Source organism: Paenibacillus diazotrophicus, assembly GCF_042610465.1.
Window position 1 is genome coordinate 496,231 of record NZ_JBGJZN010000003.1, and the last position, 20,138, is coordinate 516,368.

Sequence of the window (20,138 nt, forward strand, 5' to 3'; positions counted from 1 at the left end):
GCCTTGAACAGGCTTTAAGTGAAAGAGGAGGTACTTTGAAGTGCAGCAGAAATGGCAACGTTGGAATATCGCGTCACGGAAGTGGTTATGGATCATAGTGGTGATTGGTGTGCTTGCTGCATTGCCTGTCGTCTATGACCGTCTGCAGACCGAGAAATCTTCCAAAACTGTGGAATTTGTTTTTGATTATCGTGACTTGGTGGAGGTGGCCAGCTACCAGGCGAATCCGCAGGATTATATCTCGCAGCAGCTTGACCGTTTGAAGGCTGCCGGGGTAGGCAGTATGGCTATTTACGAGAATACGCTGGAGGATTATCGCAAATCCCGCCGGCTGATGATATGGGGAGCGGCGGATATCGCCAACCTTATGAACACCGTGATTCCGGAGAATGAGAACTATACATATGTCCTCTTTACCAGCCCGGAGAACAGTGAAGCTCTTGCACCCATCATCCGTGATGGCTTCGGCAGTCTGGAGATAGCTACTGAGGATTGGAGTCTTCGCGGACAAAAGGGGCTAATTATCAAAACTCCGCTGGAGGATGCCACACTCAAGCCGTTGCAGCCGGATCCTTTTACTCTGGAGATGCTTCACGATAAAGGATTTAATATTGTACCTCGTCTGGTGGATTCCCTGCCTTACAATGAGGCCGCCGTTACCAAACTGCTGGATAGATATGAGGAGCTTGGAGTCAAACGTCTGCTTTTTGAAGGCGAGTCTGTCAAAGGATTTAATGATGATGCTGATTTGAATAGCATTACAGCCTTTGCGGATCTTCTTAAGGAACGCGGAATGGGAATTGCCGCCATTGAGAATATCAAAGCACAGCAAAAGGGCTTTAACAAATTAGCGTATCTGCTGGATTACAATGTAACCCGGCTATACTCGCTCAGTGAAGGGGATTCAACCCTTTCTCCGGAAACGATCGCCGACCGTTTTGCCCTTGCAACCAAAGACCGCAACATCCGAATGATCTATCTTAACACCATTCCGTCGCGTGACACATCCAAGGCTCAGATTAAAGACACTTTGGATAATCTCATTACGAGCCTCAGTGATCCCGGCGGTGCGGTGGAGAAAATTGAGAGCAATGGTTTTACATTGGGACAAGCCACCGCCTTTGATGTTGTGGATTCCTCATTCCAGCGTTATTTTAAATTGATTGCAGTAATAGGTGCTGTGGCAATGGTGGCCCTATTGGTTTCTTATTTTATACCTTGGCTCACGTTGCCTGCATGGGCACTTGGCCTGGTAGGAAGTGCCGGGCTGATGTTATTGAAGCCGCAATTATTCGAGCAGGCTTTGGCACTTGCCGTAGCTATTAGCGCACCGACTGTGGCAACCATATTGGCTATACGCAAAATCAATGAAATGGGTCCTCCACTTAGGGTTAATCCGTTGACCTTTGCAGTGATGACACCGCAGCGCCGCCTGACCCACAGTCTAGTACTCTATATCAAAACAGCGTTGATCTCCCTGAGTGCCGTGCCTTTTGTGATCGCGCTGCTAAACAATATCACCTATAGTCTGGTGCTTAATCAGTTCCGTGGAGTCAGTCTGCTGCATCTGGCGCCTATTGCGCTGATTGCTGTATATGTGTTGCTATACCGAGGTGAGTTCGTCCTGAGCAAGACCGGAAAACTTCTCCGGACGCCGATTACTTTAGCTTGGGTGATTGCTGCCGCTGTACTTGGGGTGATGGGGATGTACTATCTGAGCCGGACCGGTAATAACGGTAATGTAAGCTCTTTGGAAATGTCATTCCGCAACTTCCTTGAGAATGCAGTCGGAGTCCGCCCTCGCAACAAGGAGTTCCTGCTGGCCCATCCGCTATTTATCCTGGGTGCTTTTATGGCTTATAAATACCGTAATGCCGCATTTATCATGATTATTGCTGTGATTGGGCAGCTCTCCATGGTGGATACTTTTGCCCACATTCACTCCCCTGTGCTGATTTCACTGGTCCGTGGAGTGCTGGGACTGGCACTGGGACTGATTATGGGTCTGATTGCAGTAGGGGTATGGCAGCTTGTGGAAGGGTGTTGGAAACGATGGTCACCACTTCTCAAAAAATAATAATTTCTGGCTACTACGGTTTCCGGAACAGCGGGGATGAGGCAGTGCTGCAGTCTATTCTTATTGCACTGCATAAACACTCCCTGGCAACGGGAACCGTCATTGAGCCGGTTGTTTTATCGATAGACCCTGAATGGACGACAGCGACCTATGGCGTGAAGTCCGTGCACCGAATGAAGCTTGGAGAGGTACGAAGTGCCATTGCCGGGAGTGCAGGGTTAATCAGCGGGGGAGGCAGCCTGCTTCAGGATGTGACCGGGAGCAAAACGATTCCATACTACCTGGGCATCATCAAATTGGCGCAATGGATGGGCAAACCAACCTTTATTTACGCTCAGGGAATTGGCCCGGTCAACCGCAAACTGTTTTACCCTTTGATCAAATCGGCTTTCCGAAAATGCAAATATATCTCTGTACGGGATGAGCAGTCGCGTCAGCTGCTGCAGTCCATGGGGTTAGACAAGAATAAGATCGAAGTGGTCCCTGACCCGGTGATGGGTTTAAGTCTTCCGGAAGATGAAGGTTCCAAAAGCAAGGGAGATGGTTCACAGCCTGCAACTCAGACAGTCGGGATTTCGGTCCGCTTTTGGGAACAGGAGCGGGGTGAGCTGGATGCAATTGCGGATGGCTTGCTAAAAGCTTGTGAACAGACTCCCCTTCATCTGAGATTCCTGCCGTTCCACCATCCTTCTGATATTGAAGCCTCACGGTATATCATGCAGAAGCTGGAGCAGGAAATCTCTCAGTACGGTGGAGTGGTCAGTATCCGTGAGGATGCCCAGCACCCTCAGCAAATGCTGCGGGAAGTAGAGGGATGTGATGTCCTGATCGGAATGCGGCTGCATAGCCTGATTTATGCTGCGGGTAGACGTGTGCCGCTCATTGGCATATCTTATGATCCGAAGATAGATCATTTTCTGGAACGTGTCGGCTGCCAGCCGATTGGAACCACGTCTTCACTGGACAGCGGCAAGCTTGCTGCGGAAGTGCTGGGACTTTTGGCATCAGCTGATGAGTGGAAGCTTACACGTGAACCGCTTATTGCTTCACTTGTCCAGGAGGCCGAGGCACCAGCCCGGCAAATTGTTGAATATTTCCGCCGTAAAGGGTGATTGATACATGAGAGCAGACAGCGTGATTCCTACTGTGCCGATTTTTGGCATCCGGGTATCCAAAATCGATATGAAGGCGACCGTGTCCTATTTGACCGATGCCATCCAACAACGTGAGCCGCATCAGGTAATTACAGCTAATCCAATCATGGTAATGACGGCGTTGGAGAATCCCGCATATATGGAAATAATGAAATCAGCAGAACTGGTTGTTCCCGATGGAACAGGTGTCGTGTGGGCAGCGGAATATTGCAAACAGCCCGTAGCTGAGCGTGTTGCTGGTTTTGATCTGCTACATGAATTGCTGCACCGTGGAGAAAGCTACAATTGGAAGGTATATCTTCTGGGCTCTACTCCTGAAGTGATTCGCGAGACGGCCTCCCGGTTACAAACTCAGTATCCGGGTATCCTCATCGCAGGATATCACGACGGTTATTTTGGTCCTGAGGCAGATGAAGAGGTTATTAGTGGGATCATCGACGCAGAGCCCGATCTGCTTTTTGTTGCCAGAGGAGCAGATAGTCAGGAGCCTTGGATCGCGAAATACAAATCCCGGCTGAACATACCGGTTATGATGGGTGTCGGCGGGAGTTTTGATGTGATCTCCGGCAAGAGCCGCAGAGCCCCTCTAGCCTTCCAGAAACTTCGTGCAGAGTGGCTATATCGTCTTCTTAAGGAGCCGACCCGCTACAAAAGAATGCTTGCGCTGCCGAAATTCGCAGTAAAAGTACTGCGCGAGAAAGATAAAGTGACAAAAGCTTAGTAAAACGCGGTTTTTTAGTGTGAAAATACGTTTAATAGCCTAGAAACAGAATTGGAATTTGTATTACGTTCAGCGTATAATTCAATGCGGTAGAGAAATGGAGGTCGACTGGTCAAATGTTAATCATATACATCGCCGGATTCATTGTGTGCATGGGACTTGCACTGCTTTTGACACCACTGGTGAAGAAATTCGCAATTAAGATTGGTGCCACGGATGTGCCGAATGCCCGTAAAGTGCATACTAAAATTATGCCCCGCCTCGGCGGACTAGGTATTTTTCTGGCGTTTGTGTTAGGTCTGCTTGCCGTATTACCGCTTGTCCCTTATGATTTTACTCCGCGGGAGGCAAGTTTCATCAAAGCGCTGCTCTCGGGTGGCGGACTGATCGTTCTTATAGGTGCACTGGATGACCGGTTCGAGCTTTCAGCAAAAGTGAAACTGTTGGGCCAAATTGCCGCAGCTTGTATTGTTGTTTTCGGATTTGGAATTACCGTTGATTTTGTAAACATTCCATTTAATAATACGTATTCCTCACTGGAGAGCTGGATTGCCATTCCTCTGACCATCTTCTGGATTGTTGGGGTCACGAACGCCGTTAACCTGATTGATGGTTTGGACGGGCTTGCAGCCGGGGTTTCCGGGATCGCGATTGCTACGATTGCCGTCATGGCCTTTTTGATGGGTAATACGATGGTCGCACTGCTTTGCCTGCTTTTGCTGGGTAGTATTCTTGGGTTCCTATTCTTTAATTTTCATCCCGCCAAAATTTTCATGGGTGATACAGGGTCACTGTTCCTGGGCTTCTGCCTGGCACTGCTTGCCTTGCTGGGATTCAAACAGATTGCCGTGGTTTCCTTTATTACACCGCTATTGATCATTGGAGTTCCGTTATCAGATACGTTTTTTGCCATCGTCCGCCGGAAGCTGCAGAAGAAACCAATCTTTGCTCCGGACAAAGGACATTTGCATCACTGCCTTCGCGAGCTTGGCTTCAGCCACCGCCAGACTGTTCTGATTATTTATGGGATTGCCGCGTTCTTTGGAGTTTTGGCTGTAATTCAAACGTCCGCATCGTTATATGAAGCCAACTGGGTAACCTTCGTCGTTATTTGCGTAATGCTCTTTTTCCTGCAGATCGGTGCAGAGATTACGGGTGTCATCAGCAAGACCAAACGTCCAGTTCTCAACTCCTTGGCAAGACTCCGGTTGAAGGTAACTCAGGAACGCGGTTCTAAGCTTTAGGTTTTGTATGTGATTTAGTGCAGCAATTATTATTTCATATGAAGAGCTCATCCTATAATAGGATGGGCTTTTTTTGCATTTATAGAGGTTAATATTGTAGGAAGCTGACAAAGTAAGAAATAGGAGTGTTTAGGAAATTCGAGATATTCCTTCAAATAATCTGCTGCTGGACCGATAAAATAATTAATATCATCAAAAAGGGAGAGATTAATGACATGCAGCGCATGAGAAAAACATTTGTATGGACGCTTCTTTTCGCTTTACTAGTATCTTTAATACCTACTGGCCTTATGAATACTGCAGTGGCTGCCACCGTTGTGCTTAAGCCTACCAGTTATTTCACACCGGACAATACGACACTGCGCAACACTGTCGATCTGACATTACTGCCTTCAACTAATCAAATCACAAGAACGAATGTATTACCCGTAACGGATGCTAGTTTAGTCGTTACAGGAACGTTCACGAAAGTGACCAGTTCTACGTTGGGAGCGAGTGTGCAACGTTTGAACTGGGAGAGTGGGGCTTGGGTAGAGGATGCTACTCATGTGACACCTGGTGTTGTCCAATTAGATGTTAACAGCCCTGACAACCGATTTAGCGCAAATCTGACTTTATTTCCAGGGATGAACCGTATCACTTTAACGGGATCTCAGGGCAGCAACGACCGTTCCGAGTCCTTTTATGTGCTGTTCGATCAGGTTCCTTATGTAGAGAAACTTCAAGTATTAGGCGGATCATCGACGCTTAATTTGAACGAAGGGGCACAATTAGTTGTAGCCAACGAAGAAATTACTCTTCAAGGTAAAGCAATGAATGCAACGAAGGTTACTGTTGCCATCAATGACGGATCAGCACAAGGCACTTCCTTGCTGCAGGATGGAACATTCTTCTCACAGCGCATGAAGCTTAATCCGGGTGTCAATAACCTGAAGTTAGTAGTACAGAATGGCTCAGATAGCTTAAGCTTTGAATATTCGATCTTTTATTACGATGACAAGAATCCCATAGTCAAAATGTATCTGGTGGATTCGTTAGCACAAGGGCAAGATCTGCTGTACGGGGATCAGCCGGTGATGACTGAAGATAAGGATACTGCGAAGGTAATGGTTCAAATGATGTGGCCTGACAATGCAGGGATTCCATTTGAAGGGTCTGCAGGGGTGAATTTGGATAGTGCAGTGGTAACAAGTGTAACTTATGGGAGCGGAATTACAATTGATAGTTCCACTGGTTTGATATCATTAACTCCCGGAACAGAAGTTATGGTGCCTTCTCCAATCAAGAACGCCCCTTCTTATCGGCTGGTGTCTTTTGAGATTCCTTTGACCCTCAACAAAGATGCTTCAGGCAACAGATTAGAGACACAGACACATAATCTTTCCGTCGGCTATGGCACCAAGACCGTTAACAGATCTTTTGATTTTCAATATATGAAGGGTAAAATCGTAATCACAGATATGAAATATCTGAATGGATACGATGGAACAGGTGTTATTCCACCCGGAGTTACATTGAATGGAGCGAAGGTCGATTCCAGCTCATTCTACATCAAGGTTACAACAAATACCGCAGTTACAGCTCCAGCGGAACTGGTTGCAAGCTATCTGCCTATTTCCACTACAGGATTGACACCGGTACTGGTGCAGTCTTTAACCGCTACGCAGCATATCTTTAAAATATCGGATTTCCAAAATGGTAACCAGACCGTCCGATTCAATATTAAAGGTTCAACTGCCTATAAAGATGTTAATATTTCCTTTGCTTCTAAGAATTATATTTATGTATCCAACCTTACAGATGGACAGACTATTGTTATTGATTCTAAAGCCAGCAAAATCCTAAATGTTAAGGGCCAATACATTGATTTTAATTTGACTAGCACCCATTTCCTAGCTGAAATGTTTGTAAATGGAATAAAAATTAACTCTGCTACAGGTGCTACCACCGGCTGGCTTGATCCTAAAGGTGGATTTGATGTTCCTTTAGCTATTGATGCAACCAATGGACCCTTAGTGTTTGGGGAGAATAAAATTGTCCTTACAGGCACAGGGACGGACGCCAAAGGGCAAACCCGTGAAGTGCGCAAGGAATTGATCATTTACATTCTCGACGAGAACGTATCTACGATCAGTAAGTTTCAACCGGCTGTGAGTACGGGCAGAAGTACATTCCCTGACCCGGCTTATGGACCTACCGATATTGCACTGACCAAGCTCTTTAACTTAACTCCTGATTTTATTTATAAAGACAATAAGTATACTACCAGCTTGAAAACATATGATTTGGTGTTCAGAGGTAGCGGTGCGGTTAAACTCAATTTGAACTTGGGAACCAAAAATATACTCTCACTCGATATTCCAGCGAATGCGAGTACATCAACTACACCAAGCCCGGTTTTTTCAGGTACAACCTATACCACGAGTTTTGCCGGAAGCCAAAAAGACTTTGTCATGCGGATTCAGGATTTTGTGAACGAAACACCAGGAACGTACATTTATACACTTGAGCTTATTAATAGTACAGGAGCCAAGACCAGCCAGAAGTTGGAGATTGTCAGAGAGGTAAGTGCCTATCGTATTCTTTCTCCGCAACCTTCTGTTGGTACTCAGTATGTTGTCAATAAAAACTTTGTTCATTTTGATATTGATGCTGAGGGAGCTACTGGTGTCATTATTGATAAAGATCCAGCAGTCAGACGTACGGATTTGGGACCAGGACGATTTGCACTCGACTATGTAGGATTGAAGCCAAATAAGGCGAACACGATCAAAATTCAAATTGTCCGCGGTGCTACCACAAGTACAGATACGATTTCAATATTCTATACCGGTACAGTAGCAGTTGATGCACAGTATATGGCACCTAAGGTAGCGGATAAATACAGTGTGTTCGATAAGGCGTTAGAATTAAGCTTCCCTAAAGGAACAGTCATGGAAACTACGGATACACGTAATTTGACGAAGTTCTATCCAAATACCAAGCTGCGGTTCGGGATAGCGGAGCCAACCAGTGGTGTCGTTGAGCGGCGTAATGATTACGGGAACGTCATCGGCTTCCCGGAAACCTTTACAGAGAGTGGCATACCAACCTGGAGTATTCCAGATGAATTTATGCTTCGCTTCGGTTCAAATTATGAGAGCAGCAACTTTGGCCGCATTTCGAATGTGTATTGGATCAGCGGGGGATTGGGCGAACTGGGGAGCTCATCAGCAGCAGGCTATGTGCCAGCTACGAATGGTTTAGCGCCTTATTCAGTAGATGGATTGTTCGGTGATCCAGCGACTCCTGCAGAGCGTATTATTACACCTTCTAAACGCGGGACGCTGAAATTGGCTTTTGATCCCAATGTTGTTGATGAAGCAGGAACTGTGATTACGGTATTCAAGTACAGCAATAAACGGGAATGGGAAAATATCGGCGGTACAGTAGATACCGGTAAGCATACGATCTCGGTTCCTTTTGATGAATTTGGTTACTACAAGGTTATGAAAATGAGCCGCGGCTATAATGACGTTACTAATCATCAATGGGCAAGAAATATCTTGAACGCCTTGTACTCCAAAGGTATTATGAACAATCTTCGTTTTGAGCAATTCGGAACGGATGATCAAACGACAAGAGGTGAATTCGCTACCCTGCTTGTTAAGGGCCTGAATCTTCCACTTAACTATGACGATAACAAGACTTATGCTGACCTGGTTCCTGGTGCAAGTTCAATTACTTGGGACTATGCGCATATTGAAACGGCATCCAGAGCAGGTATAGTGACAGGTCTTACCGATGGTGTGTTTGGTCCGGATCAGCCGATTACACGGGAGCAGGCAGCCGTAATGATTGCCAGAGCGCTGAAGTTGAAGCTTGCGACTAACGATCAGAAATTAAAAGATGCGGTAGCCAAATCGTTTGTAGACTCCGGTAAAATCGAATCTTACGCCTTGTCCGCAGTCCAAGCGGTTTCGAAGGCTAAGATTATGAACGGAACTGAAGTAACTATCAGCGGTCAAAAGAAGCCATCTTACAACTTTAATCCTAAGTCCAACATGACTAGAGCAGAGGCTGGTAAAATTGCCGTTGAGTTGCTGAAGAAGAGTACCACTATCTTCCCTAAAACTCTAAGCTAAAGAATCATTTCATAAAAGCAGATACTGTACTCAAATGCAAAATCTAATGGATTCAATTGGATTACAGGGGGGCGATTTAATCGCCCTCCGTTTGTTTATGATCAACTATGTTCAGGATAAGCTTTATTAATCAAACCTCTTTAGATATAATGAATTACGGTTCTTGTTGTTTTTGGGGGATATGACTTCACACAGGTTAATTACCATATAGACATCTTTGTAATTCGCTCCCATTTACGTTACAATAATTATAGAAAATAATATTTATTTGAAAGGTGTTTGCTATCGATGAAACCGATTTTATCAAAAGCACAGCTGGATTACATGAAAGCAAAGAATTCGTTTGAGAATAGAGCAAAGGTTATGGAAAAGGAAATTGCTGCAAAACGTGCACTGCAGGAGATCACGCAAGAGGTTATGGAGGAGCTTGTGCAGGCTACAGGGTTCCATGATGCATACAATGATCTTGTCATTGCCGAGAATGCTCTAATCGAATGGTCGCATACTACAATCAAGCATGAGAAGAGCTACCGCGAGAATCGAGAGGCAATTGATGCTATGTACGAGAACGTAAATGCCAGCCCTGAGAAGCGTCAGGAATTGATTCAACTATCGATGAAAATTCGTTAGACCAATATCTATAGAGAAAAGCGCCGGCAACGGCGCTTTTTGTTTGTCTTGAAGGGAAAAGTAATGGTTTAAAATAGGATAACTGTGTTTATTTACTTAACAAATATTGCTTAATGACGGTTAGAAACTGTCTATGCTATACTGATTCCCGTAGACACTGAGCATTAACAATACTTAGTAGAAAATACATAAGTATCTTCTATTGGAACGGGGCAGGGCATAAGATAAAAAAATAATTTTTCGGTAAAGCGCAACTTTCTCGAAACTTCTGCGTTTAAGGTGTAGAGTCATTTACACAAGGCATTGGAATAATCACCTAAAAAGGGTGAAAGAAAATGCCGAATGGAAAAATTAGCTTTACGTGACTTGAGGCACATTGTATAATACTTAGGTAGAATTAGGAATCTAGTATTACTCTGTCCAAAACCTGTTTACAAGTTTCTGTGATACCCGTCACAGACATTATTTATACTTAACATGCTCAACTCGGGAAAGGGGGTGCATCGGCTAATGAGTAACATGAGCTACCCAACTAAAGAAGAAACTCAGTTCATGAACGTCCAAGGAGGAGAAAAAAAGGTTATGAAGAAAATTTTATCCGTAGCATTATCTACAGCAATGGCATTCTCGATGTTTGCCTCTGTAGCATTTGGTGAAACTGCAACAACTCCGCAAGCGAAATTTGATGCTTTGGCAGTTAAAGGTATTCTTAACGGATACCCAGACGGTCAAGCTCATCTTGAAAAAGATCTGACTCGTGCTGAATTCGCTAAGATCGTAACTAAATTGTTCGGTCTTACTGAAGTAACTGGCAAACTTTCTTACAAAGACAAAGGTTACACAGCCAGCAACTGGGCAGTTCCTTACATCGAAGCTGTTACCGCAGCTAACTTGATGCAAGGTAAAGATACTGTTAAAGGTATCTTCGATTACAACGGCAAAGTAACAGTTGAAGAAGTTGCGGCTGTATTGTTCCGCGCTTTGAAACTTGAAACTCCTGCTACAACTGACAACACTGCATCCGCATGGGCTAAGGGCTATGCTCAAGCAGTAATCAACGCTGGTCTGGTTGCTCAAACAACTAACTTCAAAGCTAACGCTACTCGTTCTTTGGTAGTAGAAACAGCTTATGCAGTTGATCAGAAATCTTCTGTTCCTACACTGACTGTTGCTTCTGCTGAAGCAGTAAGCCCAACAAGCGTTGTAGTAACTTTCTCTGACAAAACAACACAAACTGTAACTTTGACAACTGCTCTGGTAGCAGGCGTTGAGACTACAATCAACTTCAAACACCTTGAAAAAGATTACACTGCAAAAGTAACTCTTCAAGCGCCTAAGGTTGTTTCTGTAGAAGCTCCTAACGCTAAACAACTGGTTGTTAAATTCAACCGTGCTGTTGATGCAGATAGTTTGATCTCTGATGGTGTATTGCTTGACGATATCGTCAAAGTTACTCCGCTTAGTGGTGCTTTGGCTGTAACACCTAACGGTGCTACAACTGAATTGAATGCTGATGGAACAGCAGCAACTATCACATTCTCTTCCCTTCAATACCTTAAAGGTCAGTATACTGTAATCGTAAGCGATGATGTTAAAACAACAGCAGGCGAAACGGTTCCAGCTTACACAACTCTTTTGACTGTAGCTGATACAACTGCCCCAACTTTGGCATCTGTAACTTCTACTGCAAAAGCAACAACTACTAAAGTGTATGTTAAATTCAGCGAGCCAGTGAAAACTGCCGGCCTGATTGCTTATGTTAATGGTTCCGCAGCTTCTGTTGCTCCAGTGACAGCAACTGGTGGTACTTATACTGAATACGTTCTGACTACTGGTACTTTGACAAGCGGTCAAACTTATGATGTATCACTCTTGAACGCTACTGACTTTGCAGGAAACCGTGCAAACCCTAACCCAATCAAAACTACTGTAACAGTTGTTTCTGATGTAGCGGCTCCTGTAATCAAGAGCGTAACACCAGTTGGCGATCGTTATGTCTCAGTAGTATTTGACAAGAAAATTACCCGCGATTCCCTGGTAGGTAATGTTCGTTTGCTTGATTCTAACGGAGAAAGCAAAGGCGTGTTCACAGTTGTTACAACGGCTGATGGTACTACTTTCAAACTGAGATCCCCACTGGGCTCACTGCCTAGCACTGGTACTTTCACTGGTTCTATCGTTTTCGGAACAAGTGTGAAGGATACTTTGGGTAACATTTTGGGAACTGCCGTATCTCAAGCAGTTACATTCACTAAAGACAGTGTTGCACCTACTGTAACAAGTGCTGTTTACACAACTAGCAGAGGTTTGGTTGTGAAGTTCTCTGAAGCAGTTATTAAGGGAACTAGCAAAGAAATTAAAGTAATTAACGATGCTACTGGTGTTGTTACAGCTACACTGTATTCCAGTGCTGGAGCTGTATCCGGTGACACTGTTACTTTTGCTCCAACTACAGCTGGTCTGGTTGGATTGACTGGATCGCACTCCCTGCGTTTTGATTCCGGTTTTGTAACAGATGATTCCTTTGCAACTAATGCTCTGGCATCTGTAGTTGTTCCTGTAACGTTTGGTTCTGCAACCAATGCAGACACTACTGGACCTTCTGTTACTGGTGTAACTTATCTGCCTCTTCGCACTGATGCAGCACCTGCTGATATCACCTTTACCTTTAATGTGTACGATGCTAGTGGATTGAACATTTCCTCAATCCGCGATATCAACAGCTACACATTGAACAGCAAAGCACTTCCATCTGGTGCTTATGTAACATTGAGTGCTGGAACAGTTGCTGGTGGTACTAGCACAACAGCTACTGTAAATATTCCTAAATCCACAATCAGTGAATCTAAGGAATATGACTTTGTTATCAACGGTATCGCTGATACTGCAGGTAACGGCGCTGAAGCTGTAGCAACAAAAGCTTACTTGAAAGACAGAGTAAGTCCTAAACTTGCATCCGCTGCAGTTTCTTCCGGCGATTCTACAGTACTGGTAGTATCCTTCTCTGAAGATGTTAAGTCGTTCGATATTGGTAACCTTGTCTTCAAAATCAACGACAAACTCGTATCTCCGCTGCAAACTGGTACAATTACTCCAGTTGCAAGTGGAACAGATAAAGGCAAAGTATACTTCACATTCAGTAAAGCACTTATTACTGGTGTAGCTACTGACACTGGTGCTAAGGATCTTAACGCTAACGATATTAACACTATCACTGTTAAGGTTAATGACACTATCACCAACACCATTGTTGACCTTGAAGGAAATGTAATTACTACTGGAACTGAAGTATCCGGTAAATAATTAGCTTCCTTACCGAAGCAAAGAATAGCCTCTTCGGAGGCTATTCTTTTTTTATAGCCATTTATCCCTATAAGAGGAGGAACTTTGTTGAAAACAGCATGGAAAATTACAATGACTACGATGGTAGTCGCTGGTGGAGTATGGGCAGGGTCTTTACTTAATCTTACGGCCGAAGGTGCAAGTATTGGTTCTCAACCAGGTACGGCAGATGATCCAGTTGTCACCAAAAGTTATGTGGATCAACAGATTCAGAAAGCACTACAAGGAGGAACTGTTGCCACTCAAGCTCCTTCAGCAACAGCTACTCCTGCACCCACAAGCGTTCCAACCAGCGCTCCAACAAGTACTCCTGCACAGAGTGCTTCTACTGCCTTTGTTATCGTTGATGTAAAACCTGGTCAAACTCTTATTGCCGGAGCAGGGGCTGAATTTATAGTTCGGGCTGGCAAAGCAGTAATCACTACGCAGGATAGCAATGGCGTAGGTGATTTAACAGATGGCGTAGATCTTACCAATGGTGCTTCAGCACCGACCAACCATTTATTATCTTTTCCACGTGCGGGCCGGGGTATAACAGTTCAAGATGGGCAGACTTTAGGGCTGGTTGTAATGGTACGCGGCACTTATACTTTGAAATAATGTAAGAATAAATTGAATTTCAAAATAAACTATCTGTAGAATAGAATGCCCCAGCAATGGTTAGATCATACCTTCGGAACGGATTACCACGTCTGACAAACATTGAGGCGATTCAAAGCGGTGGATCAGGCGCACAATACTTCCTGTAATCTTAAAAATTATCAGGAGGTGCTTGAATATGACACGTGCTAATCGCACAGTAGTACCGGAAAGCCGGGCAATGCTCAAACAAATGCAGTATGAAATTGCTTCGGAGTTTGGGTTGTATAGTGTTCCTAATAGTGGGGGGGCAGATACTGAATTTGCGTCTGAGCTTGGTGTAACAGGTGGTTCAATGGGATATGGATCTTCTTATCTGGGACATCTTAGTTCCCGCGATAATGGATCTGTTGGTGGAGAAATAACCAAGAGGCTTGTGAAGCAGGCCGAGCAGTCTCTTTTCAAATAAGAGTGCCTTTAATTGACACCATCTTGCAAATAAGATAATATGACTTTTGAGGAAAGACATAAACCTTTTCCAATCGGGAAAGGTTCATTTTTTGAACTTATCTGACAAGATTAACTATGATTATGGAGCCGGAAGATTTGCTAATGCTAGTCTAGGTGGACAAACCGGTCTTAATGTTATCTGGAAATCATTTGGTCTGGTATCCGCGAATAATCCCCTTACAGTGTCAGATCAACCATATGGGAGGTTGTTGTATTGTCTATTAAAGGACGTCATTTATTTACTTCAGAATCCGTAACCGAAGGGCATCCGGATAAAATCTGTGATCAGATATCCGATGCAGTGCTTGATGCTTTTTTGGCTAATGATCCTAATGCCCGTGTGGCTTGTGAAGTTGCTGTTGCAACCGGTCTGGTGTTGGTCATTGGGGAGATCAGTACCAAATCGGAATATGTGGATATTCCAGCAATTGTTCGCAATACCATCAAGGAAATTGGCTACACTCGTGCAAAATTCGGTTTTGATTATAATACATGTGCTGTATTGAGTTCATTGAATGAACAGTCCGCAGACATTGCCCAAGGAGTCAATGCTGCACTGGAGAATCGCGACCCTGCACAGGTTGCTGAAGAGACAGCTAATATTGGTGCGGGTGATCAGGGATTGATGTTTGGGTTTGCTACCAATGAAACTCCAGAATTAATGCCGCTACCTATTGCCTTGTCTCACCGTATTGCCCGCCGCTTGTCTGAGGTCCGTAAGAATGGTACTTTAGAATATTTGCGTCCCGATGGCAAAACACAGGTAACCATTGAATACGATAATGAAAAACCGGTTCGGGTAGACACTATTGTTGTGTCTACACAACATGCAGAAGAAATCTCTCTCGAACAAATTCAAGCGGACATTAAGGAATATGTAATTCTGCCGGTAGTTCCTGCTGAGTTGCTTGATGAGAATACAAAGTATTTTATTAATCCTACAGGCCGTTTTGTCATTGGTGGCCCACAAGGTGATGCAGGTCTGACCGGACGTAAAATAATTGTCGATACTTATGGTGGCTATGCCCGTCATGGTGGCGGTGCGTTCTCTGGTAAGGATCCAACCAAAGTCGACCGTTCTGCGGCATATGCAGCTCGTTACGTGGCTAAGAATCTGGTCGCTGCCGGCTTAGCTGAAAAATGTGAGATTCAATTGGCTTATGCCATTGGTGTAGCAAGTCCTGTATCGATTAATGTGGATACATATGGAACAGGCAAAATCAGTGAAGAAAAGTTGGTTGAGTTAATCAGCAACAACTTTGATCTTCGTCCAGCTGGTATTATTTCGATGCTGGATTTGCGCAAGCCGATCTATAGACAAACTGCTGCTTACGGCCATTTTGGACGGACTGATGTGGATCTTCCTTGGGAACGCGTAGACAGAGCGGATATGCTGAAAGCTCAAGCAGGTATTTAATCATAAATTTATAAGTAAGCCCGCCGAACGGACCTCACAGATGAGGGCCGCTCAAGCGGGCTTATTTGTGTTATGGTAGATTTCACTAACCGCTGATCTCCCCTTTCTAAACTTTGGAAGCCCATCAGCCGAAATATAACAATATAGGTTGGATGATAGAATGGCTTGAGAGGAGCTTTTTACGGGATGAAGAAGAAGGTAACAATAGGGGCAGCTATGATCATTGCAAGCAATTTGCTATTCGGTTTGGGCAGTCCAACTATCGGAGTACATACATCAGCAGTATTCGCCGCATCTGAATTTGGAATAAACACATCGCCAACTGCAGGTGCATCTTTTGTGAATGTGGGATCACCCTTGGGACTAAGCTTTGACCGGCAGGTTATACCGCAAAACGGAAAAATAACAATCACTACCCGCGATTCAGGCGCTCTTTTTGCAGAAATCCCTGTAGGCAGTTCTGGATTGATTGGGAATTCGACAGGATATGAGATAAAATTAGACGCTGCACTGAAGTATGCTCCAAATATGACGTATAGTGTAAACATTCCTAAAGGGTTGTTCATAGATGCTTCAGGGAATGTTTCAGCGGAGACCAATTGGTCCTTCACTACCGCTCCAGAAATCAATCCTGCTATATTAGCAACCAGCTATGCCCCTGCTGCCAATACTAGAGTAGATGCGGGGACTTTAACACAGCTGACAATGAAATTGACAGGAGTCCTTACGAGAGGCGGAGGTTCTGTTAAACTGCTATCTTCTGCGGATAACTCAGTCATTCAGGAATTTATAATTAAGGATAGCGAACCCAAAGTAGATTTGCAGAGCGACGCCACTTCAACTACAGTTACACTAACGTTATCCAACAAACTTCCGGCGGGCGGGAATTACTATGTATTAATCGATTCCTATGCGTTTAAAGATGCAAGCAATAAGACTTTCCAGGGAATTTCCAGCGGGAGCACCTGGAGCTTCTCGACGATCGGCAGCAACGCCATTTCGGCATCGACCTCTCCAGTGAATGCATCTTCTGGCGTACCGGTCAGTGGAGCATTAAAACTGTATTTTGATCGTCCAATGAGCCCGGCATCCGGGTATATCTCTGTCTCCCCAGGTGCGCAGGATGACTCCAGAACGAGATGGCTTAATGTTAACTCAACAAGTGTCACGGGCGGCGGAAGTACGGTCATTACACTTCTTCCTGCCACCACCACCTCGCCGCTTTTAAACGGTACATTATATACGGTTACAATTCCGCAGGGGGCCTTTTATGATCAGGATGGAAATGTATTTCCTGCCTCGGGATCGTATAAATGGACGTTCACAACGGCCTCCCTTACAGGTCTATTGATAACTTCGATGACCCCGGCGGACCGGAGCGAATCGGTAGACATCTCAAAAACCATCTCCCTTAGCTTCAATCGGGATGCAGTATTCAATAGTGGAGTTGCCAATGGAGTTAATCTGTATAAAAGCAGTGGGACAAAAGTTGCTGCATCTGTACTGGCGGGTGCCACGGCTAAAGACTTTGTGATTAAGCCGACAGCAGCGCTTGAACCGGATACCATATATTATGTGGATATTGCCAAAGGCGCTTTCTCGGATGCAATTGATTCTACCTCGCAATATGAAGGGCTGTCAGGTGCGAAAGCCTGGAGTTTCCGGACAGTGGCAGTAGACAAAACGGCTCCGGTGTTTACCTCAGCTACACTGGACAATAATCGGACGATCCGCTTGAAATATAATGAGACACTCAATCCATCCATAGCTTTGCTTACTTCGAGTTTTGGAGTTACGGTAAATGATGAAAGCCGAACAATAGACAGTACCTATGTCCAGGGTGACAGTGTCTTAGTCGTTCTTGGTACAGGTATAGCAGTTGGTCAAAATGTAAAAGTAAGCTATGCTGGAGGACTAAGAACGATCCAAGATACTAGCGGGAATGCAGCTTCTACATTTTCAGCAAAACAGGTTACTAATAGTATAGATTCAGCACTTCCTACTCCAAAAGAAGGCAGGATCTCAGGCAGAACCGTAACCTTGACTTTTAATGATTCGTTGAAAACAGTCTCTACCTATGCCCGAGAACAATTTGTGGTGACATCAGGTGGATATTCCCTCAGAGTGGATTCTATCGGATCAAGCGGGAGTAATGTATATTTAACAGTTGGTAGTGAGGCGGGTAACGGAGAGCCTGTGAAGGTGTCCTATTATGCCGGTTCTTATCCTTTGCTCAGTACACTAGGTCAAAATATCGCCAATTTCTCAGACTTTAACATCCGGAATAGTAATGATACCGTCGCACCTGTCTTCCAAAGTGCTTCCGGAGCCGGGAATAAAATGACTCTGACTTATAATGAGGGTCTGGCAAGCAGTAATCTGCCGATGAATAGTCAATTTTCAGTACTTGTCGACGGCAAAGCAAACTATGTAACCAATGTAGCAGTGAATGGTGCGCAGGTTACCTTAACTCTTCAAAGTAATTTGCCGCTTAACGGGGCAGTTACTATATCTTATGTTCCTGGTACTCTGGGGCTAAGTGATCTAAACGGAAATCGTGCAGCATATGTTGATCTGCAGCCAGTAACGGTAACTTCAGACACGGCAGTATCTCAAATTAGCGGGGTTGTGGTGAATGCCGATGAACTTATCGTTACGTTCAGCAAGAGCATGCAGGCTTCTTCGAAATTATATGCTAATCAATTTGGCATAAAAGCAGATGGCAGCAGTGTGGATATTCAGGATTTCACTTTGTCAGGAACCACCCTGAAGATTAAGCTCTCAAAAGCAGTGAAAGCGGGGCAGAAGGTTGATCTGTCTTACCTGTCTGGTGCGGGGATGATTACAGACTCAAGCGGCAATTCACTTCCCTCCTTTAACACACTGACTGTTCAAAATCTGACAACCGAATCTTCCGGGAATGGAGGACGCCCGTCCTATCTTGGAAGTCTGGCATCCGGTGAGTTTGGTCAGGAGTATCCACTTCTGAAAAGCGATTCTGCACTGGCAGTATCCGATCTTTCCGTCTACAAGCAATTGGTTAAAAGATATGATCTGAATGCCGATCGGGTGGCCGCCAGTTATGAATATTTGAATCTTACCGGGGCGGACACATTAGCATTTGAGGTTCCTTCTACCGAAAAGTCGGCCTATGTTACCGTAGCGCTAAAAACTTTATCTGATGCGGTGAATCGCAATAAAAATGCCAAGCTGGTCATCCGTTATGGTGACAATATGTTTAAAGTAGCGCTAAGCGATATTGATATGAATGCACTAGCTACTAATTTGGGATCAGATATTAATAAAGTATCACTTGTTATGCGGATGGAGAATGTACCGAGCGGAACGTTCTATTCATTTGAACAAAAAATTGAAAGTCAGGCTGTACGCAGCGTTACTGGTCTTGTCGATCTGCGTTTGACGGGATCCCTTAAAGATAATTACTCCAATGCAAAGGAAACGAATGTAAAAGTTGACTATACAGTGCGTAATGCAGCTATCCTGAATAGTGCGCAGACGATGGCTGCCAGTGTAGATTCAACGTATAATGATGCTATTCATTTACCGGCCCAAATCAGTAGAGTTGGCAATTATACTGTGATTGGTACACGTACAAACGGAAATCAGGTTGTTGGAATATTTATATCCTTACGCACCTTTTCAGATATGGCTTCGCATTGGAGCAGAACAACTGTAGCAGAGCTGGCTGCCAAGAACATCATTGATAGTAGCTATGGGATAGCATTCAAGCCGGATCAAAAAATCACCCGTTCCGAGTTTGCTGTGATGCTAAGCCGGGGCCTTGGACTACAGACGGTGCGTGGATCAGTGCAGCAGTTCAGAGATGTTCAGCCCTTTAATCAAACCAGTGATTTCATTGATGCAGCTGTTACAGCAGGTATCATCATGGGGAATACAGATGGTACGTTCCGGCCGGCAGATTATATTACCCGGGAACAGATGGCCATCATGATGGTCCGAGCTATGGATTATACGAAACATCCGATTACATTGAACGGAACAGCTTCATCCTCTCTGTTAAAGTTCAAGGATAGTTCTAAGATTCATAGTCAAAATACAGCATTCGTAGCCAAGGCCATACAAGCAGGTATTATCCTGGGTATGACCCCCACGGAGTTCCAACCGCAAGGCAATGCTACACGTGCCCAGGCAGCTGTGATGTTAGAACGTATGCTGAAGCAAGCAGAATCTCTATAAATTCAAAAGACTATTGTTGCTATGGCGTCCGGGGAATGGTCCCTGGACGCTTATTTTACCTTGTCCAGTTTCTTGAAGAATCTATCAGAATCGCAACTTTCTGGTCTGGAATCAGTCTATTA

Annotated in this window: 11 protein-coding genes; all 11 read left to right on the forward strand. The window is 44.6% G+C overall.

The features are described 5' to 3' along the window. Positions 1-40 precede the first annotated feature (40 nt). The 11 genes from ACAN54_RS16365 to ACAN54_RS16415 all read left to right on the forward strand — a co-directional run bounded on the left by ACAN54_RS16365 (position 41) and on the right by ACAN54_RS16415 (position 20,016). Positions 41-2,077, forward strand: a complete 2,037-nt coding sequence (locus ACAN54_RS16365) for a DUF5693 family protein (RefSeq protein ID WP_379157180.1) — start codon at positions 41-43, stop codon at positions 2,075-2,077. Continuing rightward, entirely contained in the window at positions 2,053-3,189 is a 1,137-nt protein-coding gene (gene csaB, locus ACAN54_RS16370; RefSeq protein WP_379157183.1) for a polysaccharide pyruvyl transferase CsaB, read from the forward strand. Before ACAN54_RS16365 ends, csaB begins: the two co-directional genes overlap by 25 nt. Before the next feature lie 7 nt (positions 3,190-3,196). Next, positions 3,197-3,952 carry a WecB/TagA/CpsF family glycosyltransferase gene (locus tag ACAN54_RS16375; protein ID WP_379157186.1) on the forward strand — a complete coding sequence of 252 codons (756 nt, stop codon included), beginning with the start codon at positions 3,197-3,199 and terminating at the stop codon, positions 3,950-3,952. 116 nt (positions 3,953-4,068) lie between these two features. Further along, a complete protein-coding gene (locus ACAN54_RS16380) occupies positions 4,069-5,196 on the forward strand; it encodes a glycosyltransferase family 4 protein (RefSeq protein ID WP_379157188.1) in 1,128 nt (375 codons plus the stop codon). A gap of 290 nt (positions 5,197-5,486) precedes the next feature. Then, positions 5,487-9,320 carry an S-layer homology domain-containing protein gene (locus ACAN54_RS16385; protein ID WP_379157191.1) on the forward strand — a complete coding sequence of 1,278 codons (3,834 nt, stop codon included), beginning with the start codon at positions 5,487-5,489 and terminating at the stop codon, positions 9,318-9,320. A 288-nt stretch (positions 9,321-9,608) separates the two neighbouring features. After that, on the forward strand, positions 9,609-9,950 hold the full coding sequence (locus ACAN54_RS16390) for a hypothetical protein (protein WP_379157194.1): 342 nt from the start codon (positions 9,609-9,611) through the stop codon (positions 9,948-9,950). 510 nt (positions 9,951-10,460) lie between these two features. Beyond that, on the forward strand, positions 10,461-13,253 hold the full coding sequence (locus ACAN54_RS16395) for a hypothetical protein (RefSeq protein WP_379157197.1): 2,793 nt from the start codon (positions 10,461-10,463) through the stop codon (positions 13,251-13,253). Positions 13,254-13,340: 87 nt separating this feature from the next. After that, positions 13,341-13,892 (forward strand): hypothetical protein, encoded by a 552-nt coding sequence (locus ACAN54_RS16400; RefSeq protein WP_379157200.1) that lies wholly within the window; start codon positions 13,341-13,343, stop codon positions 13,890-13,892. Between the two features lie 178 nt (positions 13,893-14,070). Beyond that, positions 14,071-14,340, forward strand: a complete 270-nt coding sequence (locus ACAN54_RS16405) for an alpha/beta-type small acid-soluble spore protein (protein ID WP_379157203.1) — start codon at positions 14,071-14,073, stop codon at positions 14,338-14,340. A 255-nt stretch (positions 14,341-14,595) separates the two neighbouring features. After that, the gene (gene metK, locus ACAN54_RS16410; RefSeq protein WP_379157206.1) at positions 14,596-15,798 is read left to right on the forward strand and encodes a methionine adenosyltransferase; all 1,203 of its coding nucleotides are present in this window, start codon (positions 14,596-14,598) and stop codon (positions 15,796-15,798) included. Between the two features lie 186 nt (positions 15,799-15,984). After that, positions 15,985-20,016, forward strand: a complete 4,032-nt coding sequence (locus tag ACAN54_RS16415) for an Ig-like domain-containing protein (protein WP_379157209.1) — start codon at positions 15,985-15,987, stop codon at positions 20,014-20,016. The last annotated feature ends 122 nt before the right edge of the window (positions 20,017-20,138 follow it).

What these genes read in the sequence shown, in the direction of transcription:
- csaB (WP_379157183.1), top strand. Translation starts at nt 2,053, where the DNA reads ATGGTCACCACTTCTCAAAAAATAATAATTTCTGGCTACTACGGTTTC.
- ACAN54_RS16375 (WP_379157186.1), top strand. Translation starts at nt 3,197, where the DNA reads ATGAGAGCAGACAGCGTGATTCCTACTGTGCCGATTTTTGGCATCCGG.
- ACAN54_RS16380 (WP_379157188.1), top strand. Translation starts at nt 4,069, where the DNA reads ATGTTAATCATATACATCGCCGGATTCATTGTGTGCATGGGACTTGCA.
- ACAN54_RS16385 (WP_379157191.1), top strand. Translation starts at nt 5,487, where the DNA reads ATGAATACTGCAGTGGCTGCCACCGTTGTGCTTAAGCCTACCAGTTAT.
- ACAN54_RS16390 (WP_379157194.1), top strand. Translation starts at nt 9,609, where the DNA reads ATGAAACCGATTTTATCAAAAGCACAGCTGGATTACATGAAAGCAAAG.
- ACAN54_RS16395 (WP_379157197.1), top strand. Translation starts at nt 10,461, where the DNA reads ATGAGTAACATGAGCTACCCAACTAAAGAAGAAACTCAGTTCATGAAC.
- ACAN54_RS16405 (WP_379157203.1), top strand. Translation starts at nt 14,071, where the DNA reads ATGACACGTGCTAATCGCACAGTAGTACCGGAAAGCCGGGCAATGCTC.
- ACAN54_RS16415 (WP_379157209.1), top strand. Translation starts at nt 15,985, where the DNA reads ATGAAGAAGAAGGTAACAATAGGGGCAGCTATGATCATTGCAAGCAAT.